The sequence below is a fragment of the Virgibacillus ndiopensis genome, assembly GCF_900187325.1.
GTDB lineage: Bacteria > Bacillota > Bacilli > Bacillales > Amphibacillaceae > Virgibacillus_E > Virgibacillus_E ndiopensis.
This window is the reverse complement of sequence record NZ_FZMZ01000006.1, coordinates 806,073-821,806: the sequence shown is the minus strand read 5'-3', so window position 1 is coordinate 821,806 and position 15,734 is coordinate 806,073. Positions and strand designations below refer to the sequence as shown.

Here is a 15,734-nt window from a genome sequence, read left to right as displayed (position 1 = left end):
ATCCACCTTTCTATCCTTTCACAGCACTTGATGAAATACCTTCAACAACCTTGTTACTGAAGAAGATAAACGCAAGCAGTATCGGCACTATACTAATAATAAGTGTTGCACCAATCGCTCCCCAATCGGTCATGTACTGTCCAATGAAATTTTGAATTCCTACTGTCAATGTTTTATACTCATCTGAACTAATAAATGTATTAACAAATACGAATTCATTCCAGTTATATATCATGTTAATAATGACTGTAGTAGACATTACCGGTGCAGTCATCGGTAGAATAATTCGGAAAAATAAACGGTTGATCGAGCATCCATCAATGATGGCTGCTTCCTCAATTTCACGTGGTAATGTGTAATAAAAACCAAGTAAAATCATCATCGTAATCGGCAAGTTATAAGCCGTATACGTTATAACAATGGACAATGGATTATCGATTAAGTTTACATTTAAGAACATGTTGAATAGCGGTATTAAAGCTGAGTGAATTGGAATCATCAGACCGACCATGAATAAACCTAAAACGAATTTATTAAACTTCCAATTCATTCGCGTAATCGCAAATGTAGCCATACTTGCTAATAAGACTGTTAATATAATCGCAAGTCCTGTAATCCAAACACTATTGAAAAAATAAACCCCTATTCCGCCTTCCCAGACCTTTTGATAATTTTCCCACCTGAATTCTGTTGGTAAAGCAAACGGCGATCCGGAAAAGATTTCACTGTTATCTTTTAACGAAAATAGGAAGAGCCAAACGATTGGGAAAATCTGAAATATGGCAATGACTCCAAGACATAAGTAAAGAAACACATATCCTATTCGCCCCATTCTATCTACTCCTTTCTAATACTGTAATTCCTCTTTAGTTGCCGTCAATTTTCGGATGATAACGGTAACAATTAACGTAATAATTAATAACAAGAAACCTATCGCGCTTCCATAGCCAAAATCATTACTTGCAAATGCTAGCTTATACATATACGATGCCATTACTTCACTAGCTCCGTTTGGTCCGCCGCCAGTCATTACATAAATCAAATCGAAATATTTCAAAGAACCAACAATAGCAAGTACAATGGTTACTTTAATGACGCCCATTATTAACGGTATTTTAATTTTATACGCGATTTGTAAGGCAGATGCCCCATCAATCTTCGCAGCCTCCACTAACGACTCCGGAATATTTTTCAACGCTGCATAATAAATCAAAATATAAAAACCTGCATACTGCCACAATATCGGAACGAAGATGGCAAATAGTACAAACTTCGGCTCAGCCAGCCATGCAGGAGGACTGTCGACTCCAATTGCCATTAGAATATTGTTTAACATTCCGTTCGTTGGATTGAATACTTTTATCCAAAGTTGTGCAATCGCAACTGACGATAAAAGCATTGGAATTAAATAAATTTTCCGTAACAGATCCGCCCCTTTTATTTTGGAAGCAAGGATAAGTGATACAGCTAAATAGATTACTAAACTAAGTGTTGAAAATATTGCTAGTAACAAGGAATGCCATGCACTATCCCAGAATTTAAGGTCCTTTATTGCATTACTATAATTCTCTAAGCCAATGAATTTCATGGTCCCAATACCATCCCACTCCATTAAGCCATAATATCCACTTAGGATTAATGGAATGAATATGAGCACGCCCACTAATAGAAGTGCAGGTAAGACATATAAAGCGATAACTAACTTATTAGACATAACTTTATTCATAGCTTCAACCCCCTATCATTCTATGAAATCGAAAAACGTGATCTTTACGCTTAAAGATACGTTTATATTAAAACAATTAAATTCCCATTGTAATCGCTTACTATTTTTTCAAACAAAAACTCCTTTCAGTTAAAAATTTTCAAATATCTTTTCTATTTGTTTTAGAATACCAAACTAACCCTTGTTTGTCTACTGGATAAACTAAGTTTTAGTGTCGAAAAAAGAACACCTCATCTGACTGAAGTGTTCTTTTAATTTTTACGATTTTTAAAGAAGGTTGTTTTCTAGAAATGGTGCATCTTATTTATTAATTGACGTAAACAGCGACGTAAGTGCTGTGGCAATTTTTTATTCCAAGCATAAATTTACGTCCCAGTTTCTGTAAAAAGCAACAAACTATGCGAAAAGAACCTTAAAGAAAAATCCTATTCCTCACTTGCAAGAGCTTCTTCATGTTTCTTCGTGAATTCCTCCGGTGTAACTTCTCCTCCAAACAATGCTTGGATTTGATCTAAATGCACCTGTGCAACATCAGGGCTCATTTGAACATCAGCAAATAATGTAATATTACTTGCAGAATTTAAATCGTTTAACACATCTAGATACAAATCAGGAAGATCGACTTCTTCACTATTTACTTTCGTTGCAGGAATAACTCCTGCTTGTGTAACAGACTTTTCTCCCCATTGTTCAGCAAAATACTTAACAAATGCTTTTGCTTCTTCTTTTACTTCAGAATCCTCAGAAACGAATAGTCCAACACCAGGACCACCTACAAAACTAGTCATATCCCCTTTACCTTCAACTGTTGGGAAATTAAAGTACCCTACAGAATCTCTAAATTCTTGAGGTACATCTTCGTTTGTTGTGTAGTTTGGTAAATCCCAAGTAGCAATTAGATACATAGCAGCTTGCCCATTCATAAACATACTTTTAGCTTCTTGATCAGCAAGACCATTGAACCCTTTAATAAATGCTTCCATATCTACTAGTTCTTGCACTTTTCCAGCAGCTTCTGTAAGTGCCGGATCTTCAAAAGAACCTGATCGATCAATTGCACTTGTTAATACATCTGAACCACCAATTCGGTCAGCAAGATACATATACCATAAAGAACCTGTCCAGCGATCTTTATTTCCTAAAGCAATTGGAGCAACTCCATTATCTTTTAATGTAGAAATTGCATTCTTAAGTTCTTCGTATGTTTTCGGTGCCTCTAAGTTATTTTCTTCAAAGATTTTTTTATTATAGAAAACGGTTGCAATATTAAGCTCAAGCGGCAAACCATATGTTTTACCATCCACTTGGTAAGCCTCTGTTGTACCAGAAACAAATTGATCTTTTAACCCACCGTCTAAAACATCATCTAACGGTGCGAACATATTTCCATCAACATATGGCTCTAAAAATCCTGCTGGCCATGTCATACCTACATCGGGAAGTTTACCAGAAGATGACAATACTTTTAATTTATCCTTGTATTGTTCATTACTTAATACTTCAAGATCAACTTTCACATCTGGATTGTCTTCTTCAAAACCAGCAATGATTTCGTTTACAATTTCGTAATGGTCCTTTGAACTACCTTCCGGCCACAGGTGCATAAACTTGATTGTTTTAGTGTCACCAGAACTTGATTCCGAACCATCCCCATCTGAGCCTGAACAACCGGCTACAAATAGAAGTAAAGCAATCGCAGCAACCAATAATGTAATCGCTTTCTTATTTCTCATTAACTAAAAACCCCCTTAGTTTTAAATTACATATCAATAATAGCAAACATAACTTTGTTTGTCTACTGGGTAAACTAAGTTTATTCAACTTTAATTCTTTGCTATAATAAAGAAAAAGGGAAAGAAATGGAGATAGCTATGAACCAAACGTGGAACCAATTCGTCGTCAAAAAAGGAAACAAGTCACTTGTTCTTGAAACAATCAAAGAACAATCCCCTATATCACGTGCAGATATCGCTAACCATACTGGATTAAACAAAGGAACTGTCTCTTCTTTAGTTAGTGAATTACTTGAGGAAGAACTAATCTATGAATCTGGACCAGGAGAATCTAGCGGTGGAAGAAGACCTGTTATGCTGCTATTTAATCAACAAGCAGGCTATTCAATTGGCATCGATTTAGGTGTTAACTACTTACTAGGCGTGTTAACCGATCTTCAAGGGAATATATGCAATGAAAAAAAGGTGACATTCAGTCAATTATCATATGAGGAAATTAAAAATAAATTATTTGATAATATCGACTATCTAGTCACATCCGCACCCAAAAGCGCCTATGGTATAGTAGGCATAGGCATAGGTGTGCCAGGAACCGTTAGCATTGACGGAGAAATACTGGTAGCACCTAATCTAGGCTGGAGAAATATTAACCTACAGAATATATTAGAAGAAAAATATGAACTCCCCATCATCATTGAAAATGAGGCAAATGCTGGGGCCTACGGTGAAAAAAAATTCGGTGTAGGTAAAGACTTAGATAATATCATTTATGTCAGTGCGGGAATTGGAATAGGTGTCGGCTTAATTCTTAACGGAAAACTTTATAAAGGTAACAACGGTTTTTCAGGGGAATTAGGTCACATGACAATTGAGGTAAACGGGCCAAAATGCCGGTGTGGGAATGAAGGGTGCTGGGAATTATATGCATCAGAAAAAGCTTTACTTCATAATGCCCAACAATTAGGGGTCAAAATACCATCCAGTGAAGAAAACGCATTAGAATTCCTAAATCAGCTTGCAGTTAGTGGCGATCCAGAAACATTAGCTTTATTCAACAAAATCGGTGATTACTTAGGAGTAGGAATCAATAACATAATCAATATTTTTAATCCACAGCAAGTAATCATTGGCAATCGATTAGCAACTTCCGAAAAATGGCTCAGAGAATCATTAAACAATCGAATGTACAATCAAGTACTCAAGTTTCATCATAAAGATTTAGAAATAAATTTCTCCGAGTTATCCACACATTCAACCGCGTTAGGAGTAGCAGCCTTTTCAGTAGAAAATTTTTTGAAGGTTGAGATGTGAGTGGGACAGGGGGACAGGTTCATTGTCCCAGCAATGTATAAATTAAAAACAGACCAGGGCATCATTTTTGCCACTGGTCTGTCTTAAATATAGAACAAACTCCCCAAATTACCTGTTGAAGATTTACACCAATTCAACATCCGTCACATTACGTTCCACAATACGAGCACTCTTGACTGATACAAGATCGCCACCTGAAGATGTGAATGCATTTTGTGTGATGATCTCTTCCATAGCACTTTTCACAGCTGCTGGATCCACTGGTTCAACAGGTTTTTCTAATGAAAAGGTGATGGTTTTCCCATCTTGATTCAAAAACTTAAGCTCCAACTTTTTCATTGTCCGTCCTCCCTTCTAATTTTCATAAAAGCTAACCTTGAATTTCGGAGCTATCTTCACGTTCAATATTGTAAAGTGAACGCTCCTGCAATGGTGCCATAGCTTGTGCAATTGCATATAGCTGATCAGCTGTTGCTTCTGTTTTAACGTTGTTGAAGCTTTTTGTTTTAAAAATTTGTTTACCTGAAGTTGGATCAATCCCATCGTCAAAAACAAGCTGTAACGTTGATTTAAAAATTTCTGCTACTGCCATGTTTGTCCCCTCCTTTCACAAGTAACATCGATTGGTACGGGGGGATAGGTGGCATGTAACAGTAACTTTTTTTATGACAAATTGGGACATGGGGTCAGTCCCTCCGTCCCGGCGTTGGGGTAATGGGACACGGGGACTGACCCCATGTCCCACCAAAAAAACTTTTAATCTTAAACAACTTTTCTTCTATGTAACGCGTCTATTAGTTGTAACACCTGGGAGGTACGTATCGAACTTAAAGGAGCTCTTTCTTCATGAGGAAAAACAAATCAGAGGATAAAGTTATCGCATTTATCATAGAAAACCAAGAAAATTTTTATCGACTGGCATTTAGTTATGTAAAAAATGCTGCAGACGCCCTGGACATTGTCCAAGAATCCATTGAAAAGGCAATTTTGAAAAAGGATCTCCTAAGAGATAATCAATCCGTGAAAAGCTGGTTCTATCGAATTGTTGTGAATTCATCCTTAGACTTTTTGCGCAAGAACAAGAGAATGTCATTGGTTGATGAGGACACATTGGAATATTATCGTTCCGGGCAAAACGACAGCTATCAAGATATTGATTTACGCAGGTCCCTAGAGCAACTGCCAATAAAATTTAAAAGTGTTATTATACTAAGGTTTTTTGAGGATTTAAAGATAGATGAAATAGCAGAAGTTTTGAATGAAAATAAAAATACGATAAAAACACGACTATACAAAGCACTTGAATTGCTACGTGTGGAAATGAATGAGGAGCATTAAATCATTATTATTATGATTTTGGAGGCTGGATGTAGTGGATAAAAAATTAGAAGAGTTGAAAAGGGAGTATAAAAATACCCCTATTCCAAAAGATTTAAATAAGGTGGTACAGAAAGCAATAAAACAAAAAGAAAAAAAGCCGCTTCGGCCAAACTCTAAATGGATAATCGGTTTAGCTGCGGCAGTGGTAATTTTTATGGTGAGTATAAATACGAGCCCTGCATTCGCTAAAAGTTTATCTAAAATACCAGTTGTTGGTTCCTTCATAGAAGTATTAACGGTATTGGAGATCCATGTGAATGAGAACAATTATGACGCCGATATAAAGATTCCACAAGTAAATAACTTCGAAAATAAAGAATTTGAAAATAGTCTTAATCAGAAATATTTGGATGAAAATCAAAAGTTGTATGAATCGTTCACTAAAGAAATAGAAGAAATGAAAAAAGATGGAGATGGTCATTTACGTATAGATACTAATTATGAAGTGATGACAAATGATGACCTTATCTTTTCAATCAAAAGAACAGTTGTGGAAACACAGGCATCTGCCTACACGACTAATAAATTCGATACAATTGATAAACAAAAGCAAATTATGCTGACATTACCAATTCTTTTTAAAAGTGATCAATATATTGAAACGATTAGTGAAATTATCAAAAAGCAAATGAGAGAACAAATGGAAAATAACCCAGGTAATGTATATTGGGTTAGCGATGCGGGTATAGAAAAATTACCAGAGGATGATTTCTTTGATCAGATTGACGCTGACCAAAATTTTTATATTAATGAAAACCATAAATTAGTAATCGCTTTTAATGAGTATGAAGTTGCCCCTGGTTATATGGGTGCAGTTGAATTTGTTATACCAACGAAGAAAATTGAAAACATTTTAGTTGGAAATAAATATATTCATTAATCGTATCCACCGCTGATTAAGACGGAGGATTTACGTACAACAACGATAAAAGTGGCTGGGGGAATACTTGATGAAGAAACGAAGACAACTAAATCGTCAGGGCAAATTTCTGGTGTTTGTACTTATGACCTTATCATTATTTTTTATTGTTGGATTGATGGATAGTCATTCTGAAAAAGAAGCCCATAAAAAAGAGAAAGCCGTTCCATCCAATGCAGCAGAACCTTTAATTCCTACTTTTGAATCGAAAGAAATGTTTTCGAAATCTAAACTGAACCAATCGATTCAAGCAAAAAAATTAAAGGAAAAGGAAGAATCAGTGGCGCAAAACAGAGAAGAACAACGTAAAAAGGATCAAAAGGACAAAGCTATATATTTAACATTTGACGATGGCCCAACAACGCATACAACCGAATTACTGCAAGTACTTGATCATTATGATGCTAAAGCAACCTTTTTTATGATCGGACCTAATATAAAACAACATTCAGAAGTTGTGAAACGAATCGCAAATCAAGGATTAGGATTAGGACTGCACGGAATATCGCACAGCGTTCATGACATATACGCTGACAAGACAGCACCAACAAAAGAAATGACAGAAGCACAGCAAATTTTACAAGAAATTACTGGTATACGTTCTAAGTTAGTTCGACTTCCTTATGGCAGTGTTCCGTATTTAACAGATGATATGCGTTATTTACTTTATCAAAATGGGTTTAAAATCTGGGATTGGAATGTGGACAGTAAAGATTGGGAATTGGGGGATAAACGCTATGTAAAGCAAACAATTCAGGAAATCGAAAAGCTTGAGCAAGCAGATCAAACACCAGTTGTACTTATGCACGATCGAAAGAAAACAATTCGCTATTTACCACAACTGTTAGGATACCTGAAGAAAAATGGCTATCAAACGAAAAAAATAACAAATGAGGTTCCTGCATTAACGTTCACATGTAATGGGCGTTGTTATGCTATTTAGTGATGATGTTAGGAGCGTTTTAAATTGTTTAAAGAGTTAATTGCAATGCTGTACTCTATGATAATTGTGGGGTTACTACTTACAGGATGTAATCATGATGAAAAAATAGCTGAACAAATTTATTCGAACTTGGAAAAATCTGCACAAATGGAAGAAAAGTTTGCTGCGAAGCAACAGAATTTATCTGAGCTTGGTCACGAGGAACAGGCTGCCTATCAAGAAATCACATCACTTACAATGGATCAAGAAAACCAAGTTAGAAAAAAATTGAAAGAAGCACAAGAATATAACGCAAATTTAAAACGGACGTTAAATGGAACAAAGGAAAGCTTTGATAAAGCATATAGGAACATTTTATCCGTCGAGACTAATATGGAGAAAATAAAAGCAAAAGAGCAAAAGGTAAAAGTAAGCAAGATAGTACAAGTAATGGAAAAACGTCACGATTTGATAGAGAATTATTACAAAAAATACGAAAACATATTAAAACTTAACCAAAACCTTTATACATGTATGCAGGAAAAGGACATAAACGCTACAGAGATTGATAAACAGATCAAAACGATTAATCAAGCACATACCGAAATGCTAAAAATAGAGGAACAATTTAATCAATTCACAGCAAAATATAATGCAGCAAAAAAACAATATTATCAAGATAGAGCGGGACAAGGGGTCTGACCCCTTGTCCCGCTCCAGTTCTTATCCTAATTCTGGATAAAACAATACTTTTCCAAATATACCGTCTCTGTTTATAATTTTATTAAACGTTTCAGGTCCTTCACGTAATTGTAATCGATGAGAAATAATTGGCTGAACATTTATTTGTCCTGTGCTCATGTAATGGACAGTTGTGCTCCACTCCTTGCCAGGGAATGGCCCGGTGATTGCATTCCATGAACCTAAAACAGTTAATTCATTACGTACAATTTTTTCAAAATAAAAGCGTTCAATAGTAATATCCGCATAAGGAATACCCATAAACACTACTTGACCGCCTTTTTTTGGCAAAGCAAAGACCTGTGCAGAGGTAATTGGTGATCCAGCAGATTCAATCGCAACATCAACGCCAGATCCGTTTGTATACTCCATAATTTGTTCATGGGCAGGTTGTTCCTTCGAATTGATGAGGACATCTGCACCAGCTTCTTTGGCAATAACAAGCTTATCATCGTCAATATCGATTGCGTAGACAGTTTTCGCACCAAAGATTTTTGCCCATTGAACTGCTAACAGCCCAATATTTCCACAGCCCATTACGGCAACTTCTGCACCTGGCTGCATATTCGTACGATCAAATCCATGTACAACAACGGCTGAAGGCTCTATCATTGCAGCTGTGTCAAAGTCAACGGTATCTGGAATAGATATGATATTTTCTACAGGTAATTTTGCAAATTCCGCATAGGCTCCAGGATAAAACGCACCCATAACATGAAGCTTTTCGCATCGTGCTAACTCACCTTTTTTACAGCTTTCACACTTACCACAATAAAAAGTAGGGCATCCCGCTACACGATCACCTACTTTTATACCCGTCACTTCGGGTCCCACCTCAACTACTTCACCTGCAAACTCATGACCGAAAATGGTTCCTTCTACATATGGCCCCAGCTTTCTATATCTTGAAATATCAGAACCACAAATACCAACTGCCTTCACCTTTATAATGACGTCATCTGGTTTTTCAATAAATGGCCTATCTGCTTCTTCAAAGCGTAAATCCTGTTTACCATAAAGCTTAAGGGATCTCATCTCTTTCACCCTTTCCACATTTGCAATGTCTCATTAGTTTGTTGATTGCTTTTTCTTACTAAAAATATTTATCAAAACTACTCCTAATACGATAGAGTTAAATATTAATTGATGTTCAAAGTAAAATTGACTTATAGATCTGAAGGGCCCTATCATAAAATCTATTAATGTATCGACCATTTTATATCCCTCATTTCTATTAATTGATAAAGGCCGGGACAAAAGTGTTTTAACCAAAGAAAAATCCGAATGATATACTGGTTGGTGCTATAATCCACTCCGGAAATATACTTAAGAAGTTTAGTAATGTCCCTGCTTCCCTTTTTTAAAACTTATTAGCTAGCAGTGGATGTTTGGCCAGTAATGATTACTATTGCTCTACTTGTTCCAATTAATATCAAAAATTTTATTCAGCAGGAGTTAATAATACCTTAATTGCTTCACCGCTTTTAATTACCTGGTATGCTTCATCCCATTGGGTAATATCAAATTCATGTGTTACCATAGCTTTTGCATTAACACGCCCATCGTTCATAAGTGCGAGTGAAGGTTCCCAATCAGTAGATTTTTGACTTCTGCTACCGACCACCCGGATTTCTTTTTGAATAATTTTTTCAAGGTCAAATTGGACTTGTGGATCAGCGAAAAGTCCAACCTGACCGTATTGCCCTTTTTTTCGAAGAAGATCAAGTCCCTGTCTAGCTGCTGGAACCGCACCGGAGCATTCAAATACGACATCGGCTCCATAGCCATCCGTCAACTCGTTAACAATTTCCTTAATATCCTCCTCCTGAGCATTAACGGCATAGTCAATACCTAATTCTTTTGCTTTTTCTAAACGGACCTTATCATTTGTTAATCCCGTGATTAGAACCTTAGCGCCACGGCTTTTCGCAACCTGTGCTGTAAACAAACCAATTGGTCCAGGGCCAATTACAACAACAATATCGCCTTCATCAATTTCTGTTTTGGCAACAGCATGATGTGTACACGCTAATGGTTCCGTCATCGCAGCAGATTGATAATCGACATTTTCCGGAAGCTTATGAACACTCTCTTTACGTGCAATTAAATATTTGGCAAAGCCACCATCCTGTTGTGTCCCAAGACCTTTTCGATAATTGCATAGGTTATAATCGCCTGACTGACAGTAGTTACATTCACCGCAAATATAGAAAGTCGTTTCTGACGTGACACGATCCCCTGGTTTAAATTCTGTAACATTCTCGCCTACCTCGACTACTTCACCCGAAAATTCATGCCCCAATGTCACCGGTACGCCTACTTTGTAATTCCCTTCATAAGTATGAATATCAGAACCACAAATTCCCGCGTATTTTACTTCAATTTTTACTTGGCCAATTCCGACCTGTGGCTCTTCTTTATCCTGAATTTTCAGATTTCCGAAACCGTGTGCTGTTTTTACTAGTGCTTTCATATAAACTCCTCCTGATAATTAGTTTATATTCGTGTGTTATAGAGGAAATAAATTAGTTAAACAATGAAAAGATTTTGTAGATTACCCAGTTAACGATATTACCGCCTTGGTCAATACTGGAGATTTGAGCTGATCCTTCAGGCATATCGAAATTAGTACTTTCAGCCATTTGTGTAAACAATGGCGCAACATCTGTTGCGATATACAATGAGATAGCAATCATAATCGTACCGACAATTACAGAATGAACAATGTTACCTCTAGCAGCACCTACGATGAACGCTACAACAAACGGAATCGTTGCTAAGTCACCAAATGGAAGTACGGCGTTACCTGGTAAAATGACAGCCATTACAACAGTGATAGGAACAAGGATTAATGCAGTAGAAATGACAGCAGGATGTCCCAAAGCTACAGCAGCGTCAAGTCCGATATAAATTTCTTTGTCACCAAATCGTTTATTCAACCATTCTCGTGCAGATTCTGAAACAGGCATTAAACCTTCCATCAGAATCTTAACCATACGTGGCATCAATACCATAACTGCTGCCATCGCCATACCAATTTCAATTATGTCACCGACTCCGTAACCTGCCAATGCACCAATTACGGCACCAAGGAAAAGCCCAATAAAGATAGATTCTCCAAAAATACCAAAACGTTTTTGAATGGTGTCTGGATCTGCATTCCAGTTTTTCAATCCTGGAACTTTCTGAATTCCTTTTACTAAAAATATCCCTGGTGCATAGGAAATTGTACTTCCTGTAGCAATGGACACACCTGGTAATTCATAGAATTCACTCATCATTGGTGCTGTCCAGTCAGCGACCTTAAGACATACGATTTGGAATAATACCCCTGCGATCAAACCTTGAATAATGCTATCTGAAATTGCATATACCATTGCAGCCATGAATGTATAATGCCAAAAGTTCCAAATATCTACGTTCATTGTTTTCGTAGTTTTGGTCAAAAGCATGACAACGTTTACAACTAAACCAAGAGGAATGATAAATGCTGCCACACTAGAGGCCCATGCAATAGATGATGTTGCTGGCCATCCCACATCAATAACATTTAATTCCACTCCGAGCCTGTCAACCATGCCTTGTGCTGCAGGTCCAAGGTTCTGAACAAGTAAATCGATAACTAAGAAAATACCAACAAAAGCAACCCCAATTGTTAAACCAGAACGAAATGCCTTTCCTGGTTTTTGACCAAAAAATAAACCTAATAAAAATATTGCAACTGGCAAGATTACTGTTGCCCCCAGATCTAAAAATGCTTGAATAAAATCAACAAATCCTTGCATGCCATTCTCCCCCTTACATGTTTTGTAAATGCGGCTGTCTTATTTGGGGACTAATCCCCTTCAAGACAGCCTCATCATATGTTTTAATTACCTATTTCTTTAGTTCTTCTAAAATTTGTTTCTTTGTATCTTCAACTCCAATTCCAGTTAAGAATGAGCGTGCATTGATCACTGGGAATGGATACTCCTTTTTCGTCATGGCAGTAGTTACTAATAAATCAGCAGTATCTAGATAACCACCAACTTCAGCAATCTTAATTTGAACTAAATCAAGGCTAAGGTTGTTTTCTTTAGCCATTTCTTCAATTGCACCATTAACTACTGTAGATGTTGCAATACCAGCACCACATGCTACCAATACCTGTTTCTTTTTAGACATCATCACTCACCTCCTTCAAGTACAAAACCTAGTTTTTCTGTTAATAGATTTTTAATGTTTGTTTTGCTTGTTTCATTTGCTAAATAATTTAATGTAGCTTCATTTTGAAAAACCTTCATTAAACGTTGCAGCAGTGATAGCTGATCATGAGCCTGATCCATTGCAAGTATAAAAACGATTTTGACCGGGGTCGTTTCTTCAGGATCCCCCATTACTCCAAAGTCTACTGGATCGTTTAAAACAGCTACACTAATCGTCTTTTTATTTACATGTTCGACATCTGTATGTGGTATTGCTACAGAAACCCCATTAGTTGGTAAACCCGTTGCAAATTCTGTTTCTCTTGCAATAATGGCATCAAGGAAACTCTCTTTTACAAGCCCCTTTTCCACCAAATTACCACCCATTGCATTCAAAACATCTTCCTTCGTTTTTACTTCTAAATCTAGTAGTATAATAGATTCATCAAAATATATATGACTCATACCCTGCACCCCTTGTCTATGTTGTTCAATCAAGTGAATATTTTTTTATAATCGAATATATTTCTTCAACTGAAGAAGCATGAATGACAGCATTTCGATCTTCTTCTGTTCCAGCAAGTTTCATCAATTGCATTAAGGCTTTTAAATGTTGCTGCTTATCGACTGCCGCAATGATCACGACTAAATTGATGGAATAATCCTCGGTAAAATTGACGCCTTCTTCTAATTGAAGAAGACTCATGGAAACTTCATTTACACCCTCGTCTGGTGCCGCATGCGGAATGGCTATATTTGGTCCAATAACGATGTATGGATCCTTGTCGTAATTATTTATCATTGCATTCACATAATCTTGCTTAATGCATCCGCTTTTAATTAAAGGCTTTGAAGCCGTTTGAATAGCAGCTTCCCATGTTGTCTCAGATCGTTTCATCGTAATCGTGTTCGGCGTTATTAATTCACTCAAATTGATTGTCGGACTATCTACTTGCTGTTTTTTTACAGCTGCAGTGTCATCACGATTAATGTAGCGGAATAACTCTTTTGAAAGCTCCTGTTCATCTTCAACCGTTGCATGATTTTTAACAATCGCCATTAAATCATTAACATTTATATCAAACGGAATATAGCCATGAAGTTCCATCATTACTTGTTTTCGTAATCGATGCTTTTCTTCACGTTCCAAAAATGAGGTAGCAATAAATAATTTCTTATCTGTATCCAAGACTATTGGCGAGAAAACAATATCATAATCAAACGTATACGCTTGAAATTCTCTTACGGATAATGAATCAAGAAAAACAAATTCCGGAAATAATTCCCTAAGTTCACTGACCATTAATCGTGAAACAGATACACCTTTCGGACAAACAACAATTGCTTTTACTTTCTCTTGCAAGCTATCCCCCTGCCTAGTCAACCATCCTCCAATTAACATTGTGAGATACGTGGTTTCGCTTTCAGGAATTTTCATACCAATTAGCTCTGCCAATGGCTTCGTTGATTTTTGAACCAAATGATGTAATGCTAGAAATTCCTTGCTTACAGAATCCTGAACATGATTAATCTCTGTTAGCTGATACTTAATTCGGTAATAAGCAGGCTTCACATGAAGAAGCAATTTATTAAGTAACTGCTCCCTGTCCTGTAAGAAAATACACGCCCTTTTTTCAAATAAGCGCAACATATCATCTAGGGCCTGCACCAAGTTCGGTATCGCTTCCTCGGTAAGATATTCTGACCAGTAGACATTTGTCGTTAGTAGGTGCAATGTAATAAATAACCGTTCTTCCATTGGTATATCTTTTATGTCATACAAAATTTCTTCTGTTGCCAAATATTCTTTTGTATCAGATAGTTCCTCATATTTAATGTAAAAGGAACTAACTTTTTGACCTTTCTTGATTCGTAATAAAACCAGCGTCAACGTATATGGCATTGTATCGATTTTCTCGTCGGTAAATTTCAAATTCAATTTGTTTTCAACTTTAGTAATTCGCTTCGTCAATTCATTAATTTCGTCTTCATTAATAGTTGTTAATTTACGTAGCCTACTTGCCCCGTTTTTCATTTCCAGAATTTTATACGTAACATGAATAAGCAATTTTCGTATCAAAAATTCCTTGCCTTCGATCAAGTATCCCAATCGTCTCGAATAACGGATCGTCAAATCATACGCTGCTACGTAATCCTGTGCTCGCTTTAAATCACTAAGCACTGTGTTTTTACTGACATCCAACTCACTAGTAAAATGAAACAAAGAAAGTTCATCATTACTTAAAAGCATCATAATAATTGTATAGACTCGTTGCTTTTCCGAAAAAATATCCAGATCAGCTGGTTCAACATTATGGTCGTTATTCAATTTCGTAAAAATAGTCTGATCAATAATAAAATGACCTTGACGAGTTCTTTCGATTACCGGAAGATTTTTACTAATAAGCCAGTCATTTATTTTATCGAAGCTATAGCCAAGCTTTCTTCGAGTCAAGTCATATTTCTTCTCAATATCCTTACTCGTAATACTCGGATTAACCATTAGTTCTTCTAAAATTTTAGTGCTCCTGGCATCAAGATTCATGATAACCCCTCTTTCACTATTTATTGTATCACCGCAATTCAGATAAATGGATGCGTTTTCATCGCAATTGATTGAGTTTATTTTGTACACCATTGTGATTTACATTTGAAAATTCCGATAAATCATATATGCACAAGCATATAGTAAACAAAAATAAACATATAACATAATTGGTAAACATCGACTAACTATTTACTCCATAAAAAAACAGAACCAGTCATAAACACTAGTTCCGTTTATTAAATCCCGCATATAACTCCCATTTATTCCTAG

16 protein-coding genes are annotated in these 15,734 nt (G+C 36.4%); 5 read left to right on the top strand and 11 right to left on the bottom strand.

Features of this window, described 5'->3' with window-relative positions:
* Positions 1-10 precede the first annotated feature (10 nt).
* The 3 genes from CS937_RS16465 to CS937_RS16455 all read right to left on the bottom strand — a co-directional run bounded on the left by CS937_RS16465 (position 11) and on the right by CS937_RS16455 (position 3,459).
* Positions 11-832, bottom strand: coding sequence for a carbohydrate ABC transporter permease (locus CS937_RS16465; RefSeq protein ID WP_099159557.1), 822 nt, complete (start codon positions 830-832; stop codon positions 11-13).
* 15 nt (positions 833-847) lie between these two features.
* Entirely contained in the window at positions 848-1,726 is an 879-nt protein-coding gene (locus tag CS937_RS16460; RefSeq protein ID WP_099159556.1) for a carbohydrate ABC transporter permease, read from the bottom strand.
* 425 nt (positions 1,727-2,151) lie between these two features.
* Positions 2,152-3,459, bottom strand: coding sequence for an extracellular solute-binding protein (locus CS937_RS16455; RefSeq protein WP_099159555.1), 1,308 nt, complete (start codon positions 3,457-3,459; stop codon positions 2,152-2,154).
* A gap of 138 nt (positions 3,460-3,597) precedes the next feature.
* On the opposite strand from CS937_RS16455, the gene CS937_RS16450 reads away from it, so the two are divergent.
* The gene (locus tag CS937_RS16450; RefSeq protein WP_099160096.1) at positions 3,598-4,770 is read left to right on the top strand and encodes an ROK family protein; all 1,173 of its coding nucleotides are present in this window, start codon (positions 3,598-3,600) and stop codon (positions 4,768-4,770) included.
* Positions 4,771-4,893: 123 nt separating this feature from the next.
* Here the strand turns inward: CS937_RS16450 and CS937_RS16445 are convergent, their stop codons facing one another.
* Together CS937_RS16445 and CS937_RS16440 are read right to left on the bottom strand one after the other, a co-directional pair.
* Complete coding sequence (locus tag CS937_RS16445) at positions 4,894-5,109, bottom strand: DUF2922 domain-containing protein (protein ID WP_099159554.1); 216 nt, start codon at positions 5,107-5,109, stop codon at positions 4,894-4,896.
* Positions 5,110-5,140: 31 nt separating this feature from the next.
* Entirely contained in the window at positions 5,141-5,362 is a 222-nt protein-coding gene (locus CS937_RS16440; RefSeq protein ID WP_099159553.1) for a DUF1659 domain-containing protein, read from the bottom strand.
* 254 nt (positions 5,363-5,616) lie between these two features.
* Here CS937_RS16440 and CS937_RS16435 point away from each other — a divergent pair, with 254 nt between their 5' ends.
* The 4 genes from CS937_RS16435 (at position 5,617) to CS937_RS16420 (ending at position 8,693) form a co-directional block, all read left to right on the top strand.
* Positions 5,617-6,108, top strand: a complete 492-nt coding sequence (locus tag CS937_RS16435; RefSeq protein WP_099159552.1) for an RNA polymerase sigma factor SigV — start codon at positions 5,617-5,619, stop codon at positions 6,106-6,108.
* Between the two features lie 34 nt (positions 6,109-6,142).
* The gene (gene rsiV, locus CS937_RS16430; RefSeq protein ID WP_099159551.1) at positions 6,143-7,030 is read left to right on the top strand and encodes an anti-sigma-V factor RsiV; all 888 of its coding nucleotides are present in this window, start codon (positions 6,143-6,145) and stop codon (positions 7,028-7,030) included.
* 70 nt (positions 7,031-7,100) lie between these two features.
* Positions 7,101-8,012, top strand: coding sequence for a polysaccharide deacetylase family protein (locus CS937_RS16425; RefSeq protein ID WP_099159550.1), 912 nt, complete (start codon positions 7,101-7,103; stop codon positions 8,010-8,012).
* Positions 8,013-8,036: 24 nt separating this feature from the next.
* Positions 8,037-8,693, top strand: a complete 657-nt coding sequence (locus CS937_RS16420; protein WP_099159549.1) for a YkyA family protein — start codon at positions 8,037-8,039, stop codon at positions 8,691-8,693.
* A 21-nt stretch (positions 8,694-8,714) separates the two neighbouring features.
* On the opposite strand, the gene CS937_RS16415 is transcribed toward CS937_RS16420, so the two are convergent.
* From CS937_RS16415 to CS937_RS16390, 6 genes are all read right to left on the bottom strand, one after another.
* A complete protein-coding gene (locus CS937_RS16415) occupies positions 8,715-9,767 on the bottom strand; it encodes a galactitol-1-phosphate 5-dehydrogenase (protein WP_099159548.1) in 1,053 nt (350 codons plus the stop codon).
* Positions 9,768-10,173: 406 nt separating this feature from the next.
* Entirely contained in the window at positions 10,174-11,205 is a 1,032-nt protein-coding gene (locus tag CS937_RS16410) for a zinc-binding dehydrogenase (RefSeq protein WP_099159547.1), read from the bottom strand.
* Positions 11,206-11,257: 52 nt separating this feature from the next.
* Positions 11,258-12,517, bottom strand: coding sequence for a galactitol-specific PTS transporter subunit IIC (locus CS937_RS16405; RefSeq protein ID WP_099159546.1), 1,260 nt, complete (start codon positions 12,515-12,517; stop codon positions 11,258-11,260).
* A 91-nt stretch (positions 12,518-12,608) separates the two neighbouring features.
* Positions 12,609-12,896, bottom strand: a complete 288-nt coding sequence (locus CS937_RS16400) for a PTS sugar transporter subunit IIB (protein WP_099160095.1) — start codon at positions 12,894-12,896, stop codon at positions 12,609-12,611.
* A gap of 2 nt (positions 12,897-12,898) precedes the next feature.
* The gene (locus tag CS937_RS16395) at positions 12,899-13,381 is read right to left on the bottom strand and encodes a PTS sugar transporter subunit IIA (protein WP_099159545.1); all 483 of its coding nucleotides are present in this window, start codon (positions 13,379-13,381) and stop codon (positions 12,899-12,901) included.
* A 25-nt stretch (positions 13,382-13,406) separates the two neighbouring features.
* Positions 13,407-15,461 (bottom strand): BglG family transcription antiterminator, encoded by a 2,055-nt coding sequence (locus CS937_RS16390; RefSeq protein ID WP_099159544.1) that lies wholly within the window; start codon positions 15,459-15,461, stop codon positions 13,407-13,409.
* Positions 15,462-15,734: the final 273 nt, after the last annotated feature.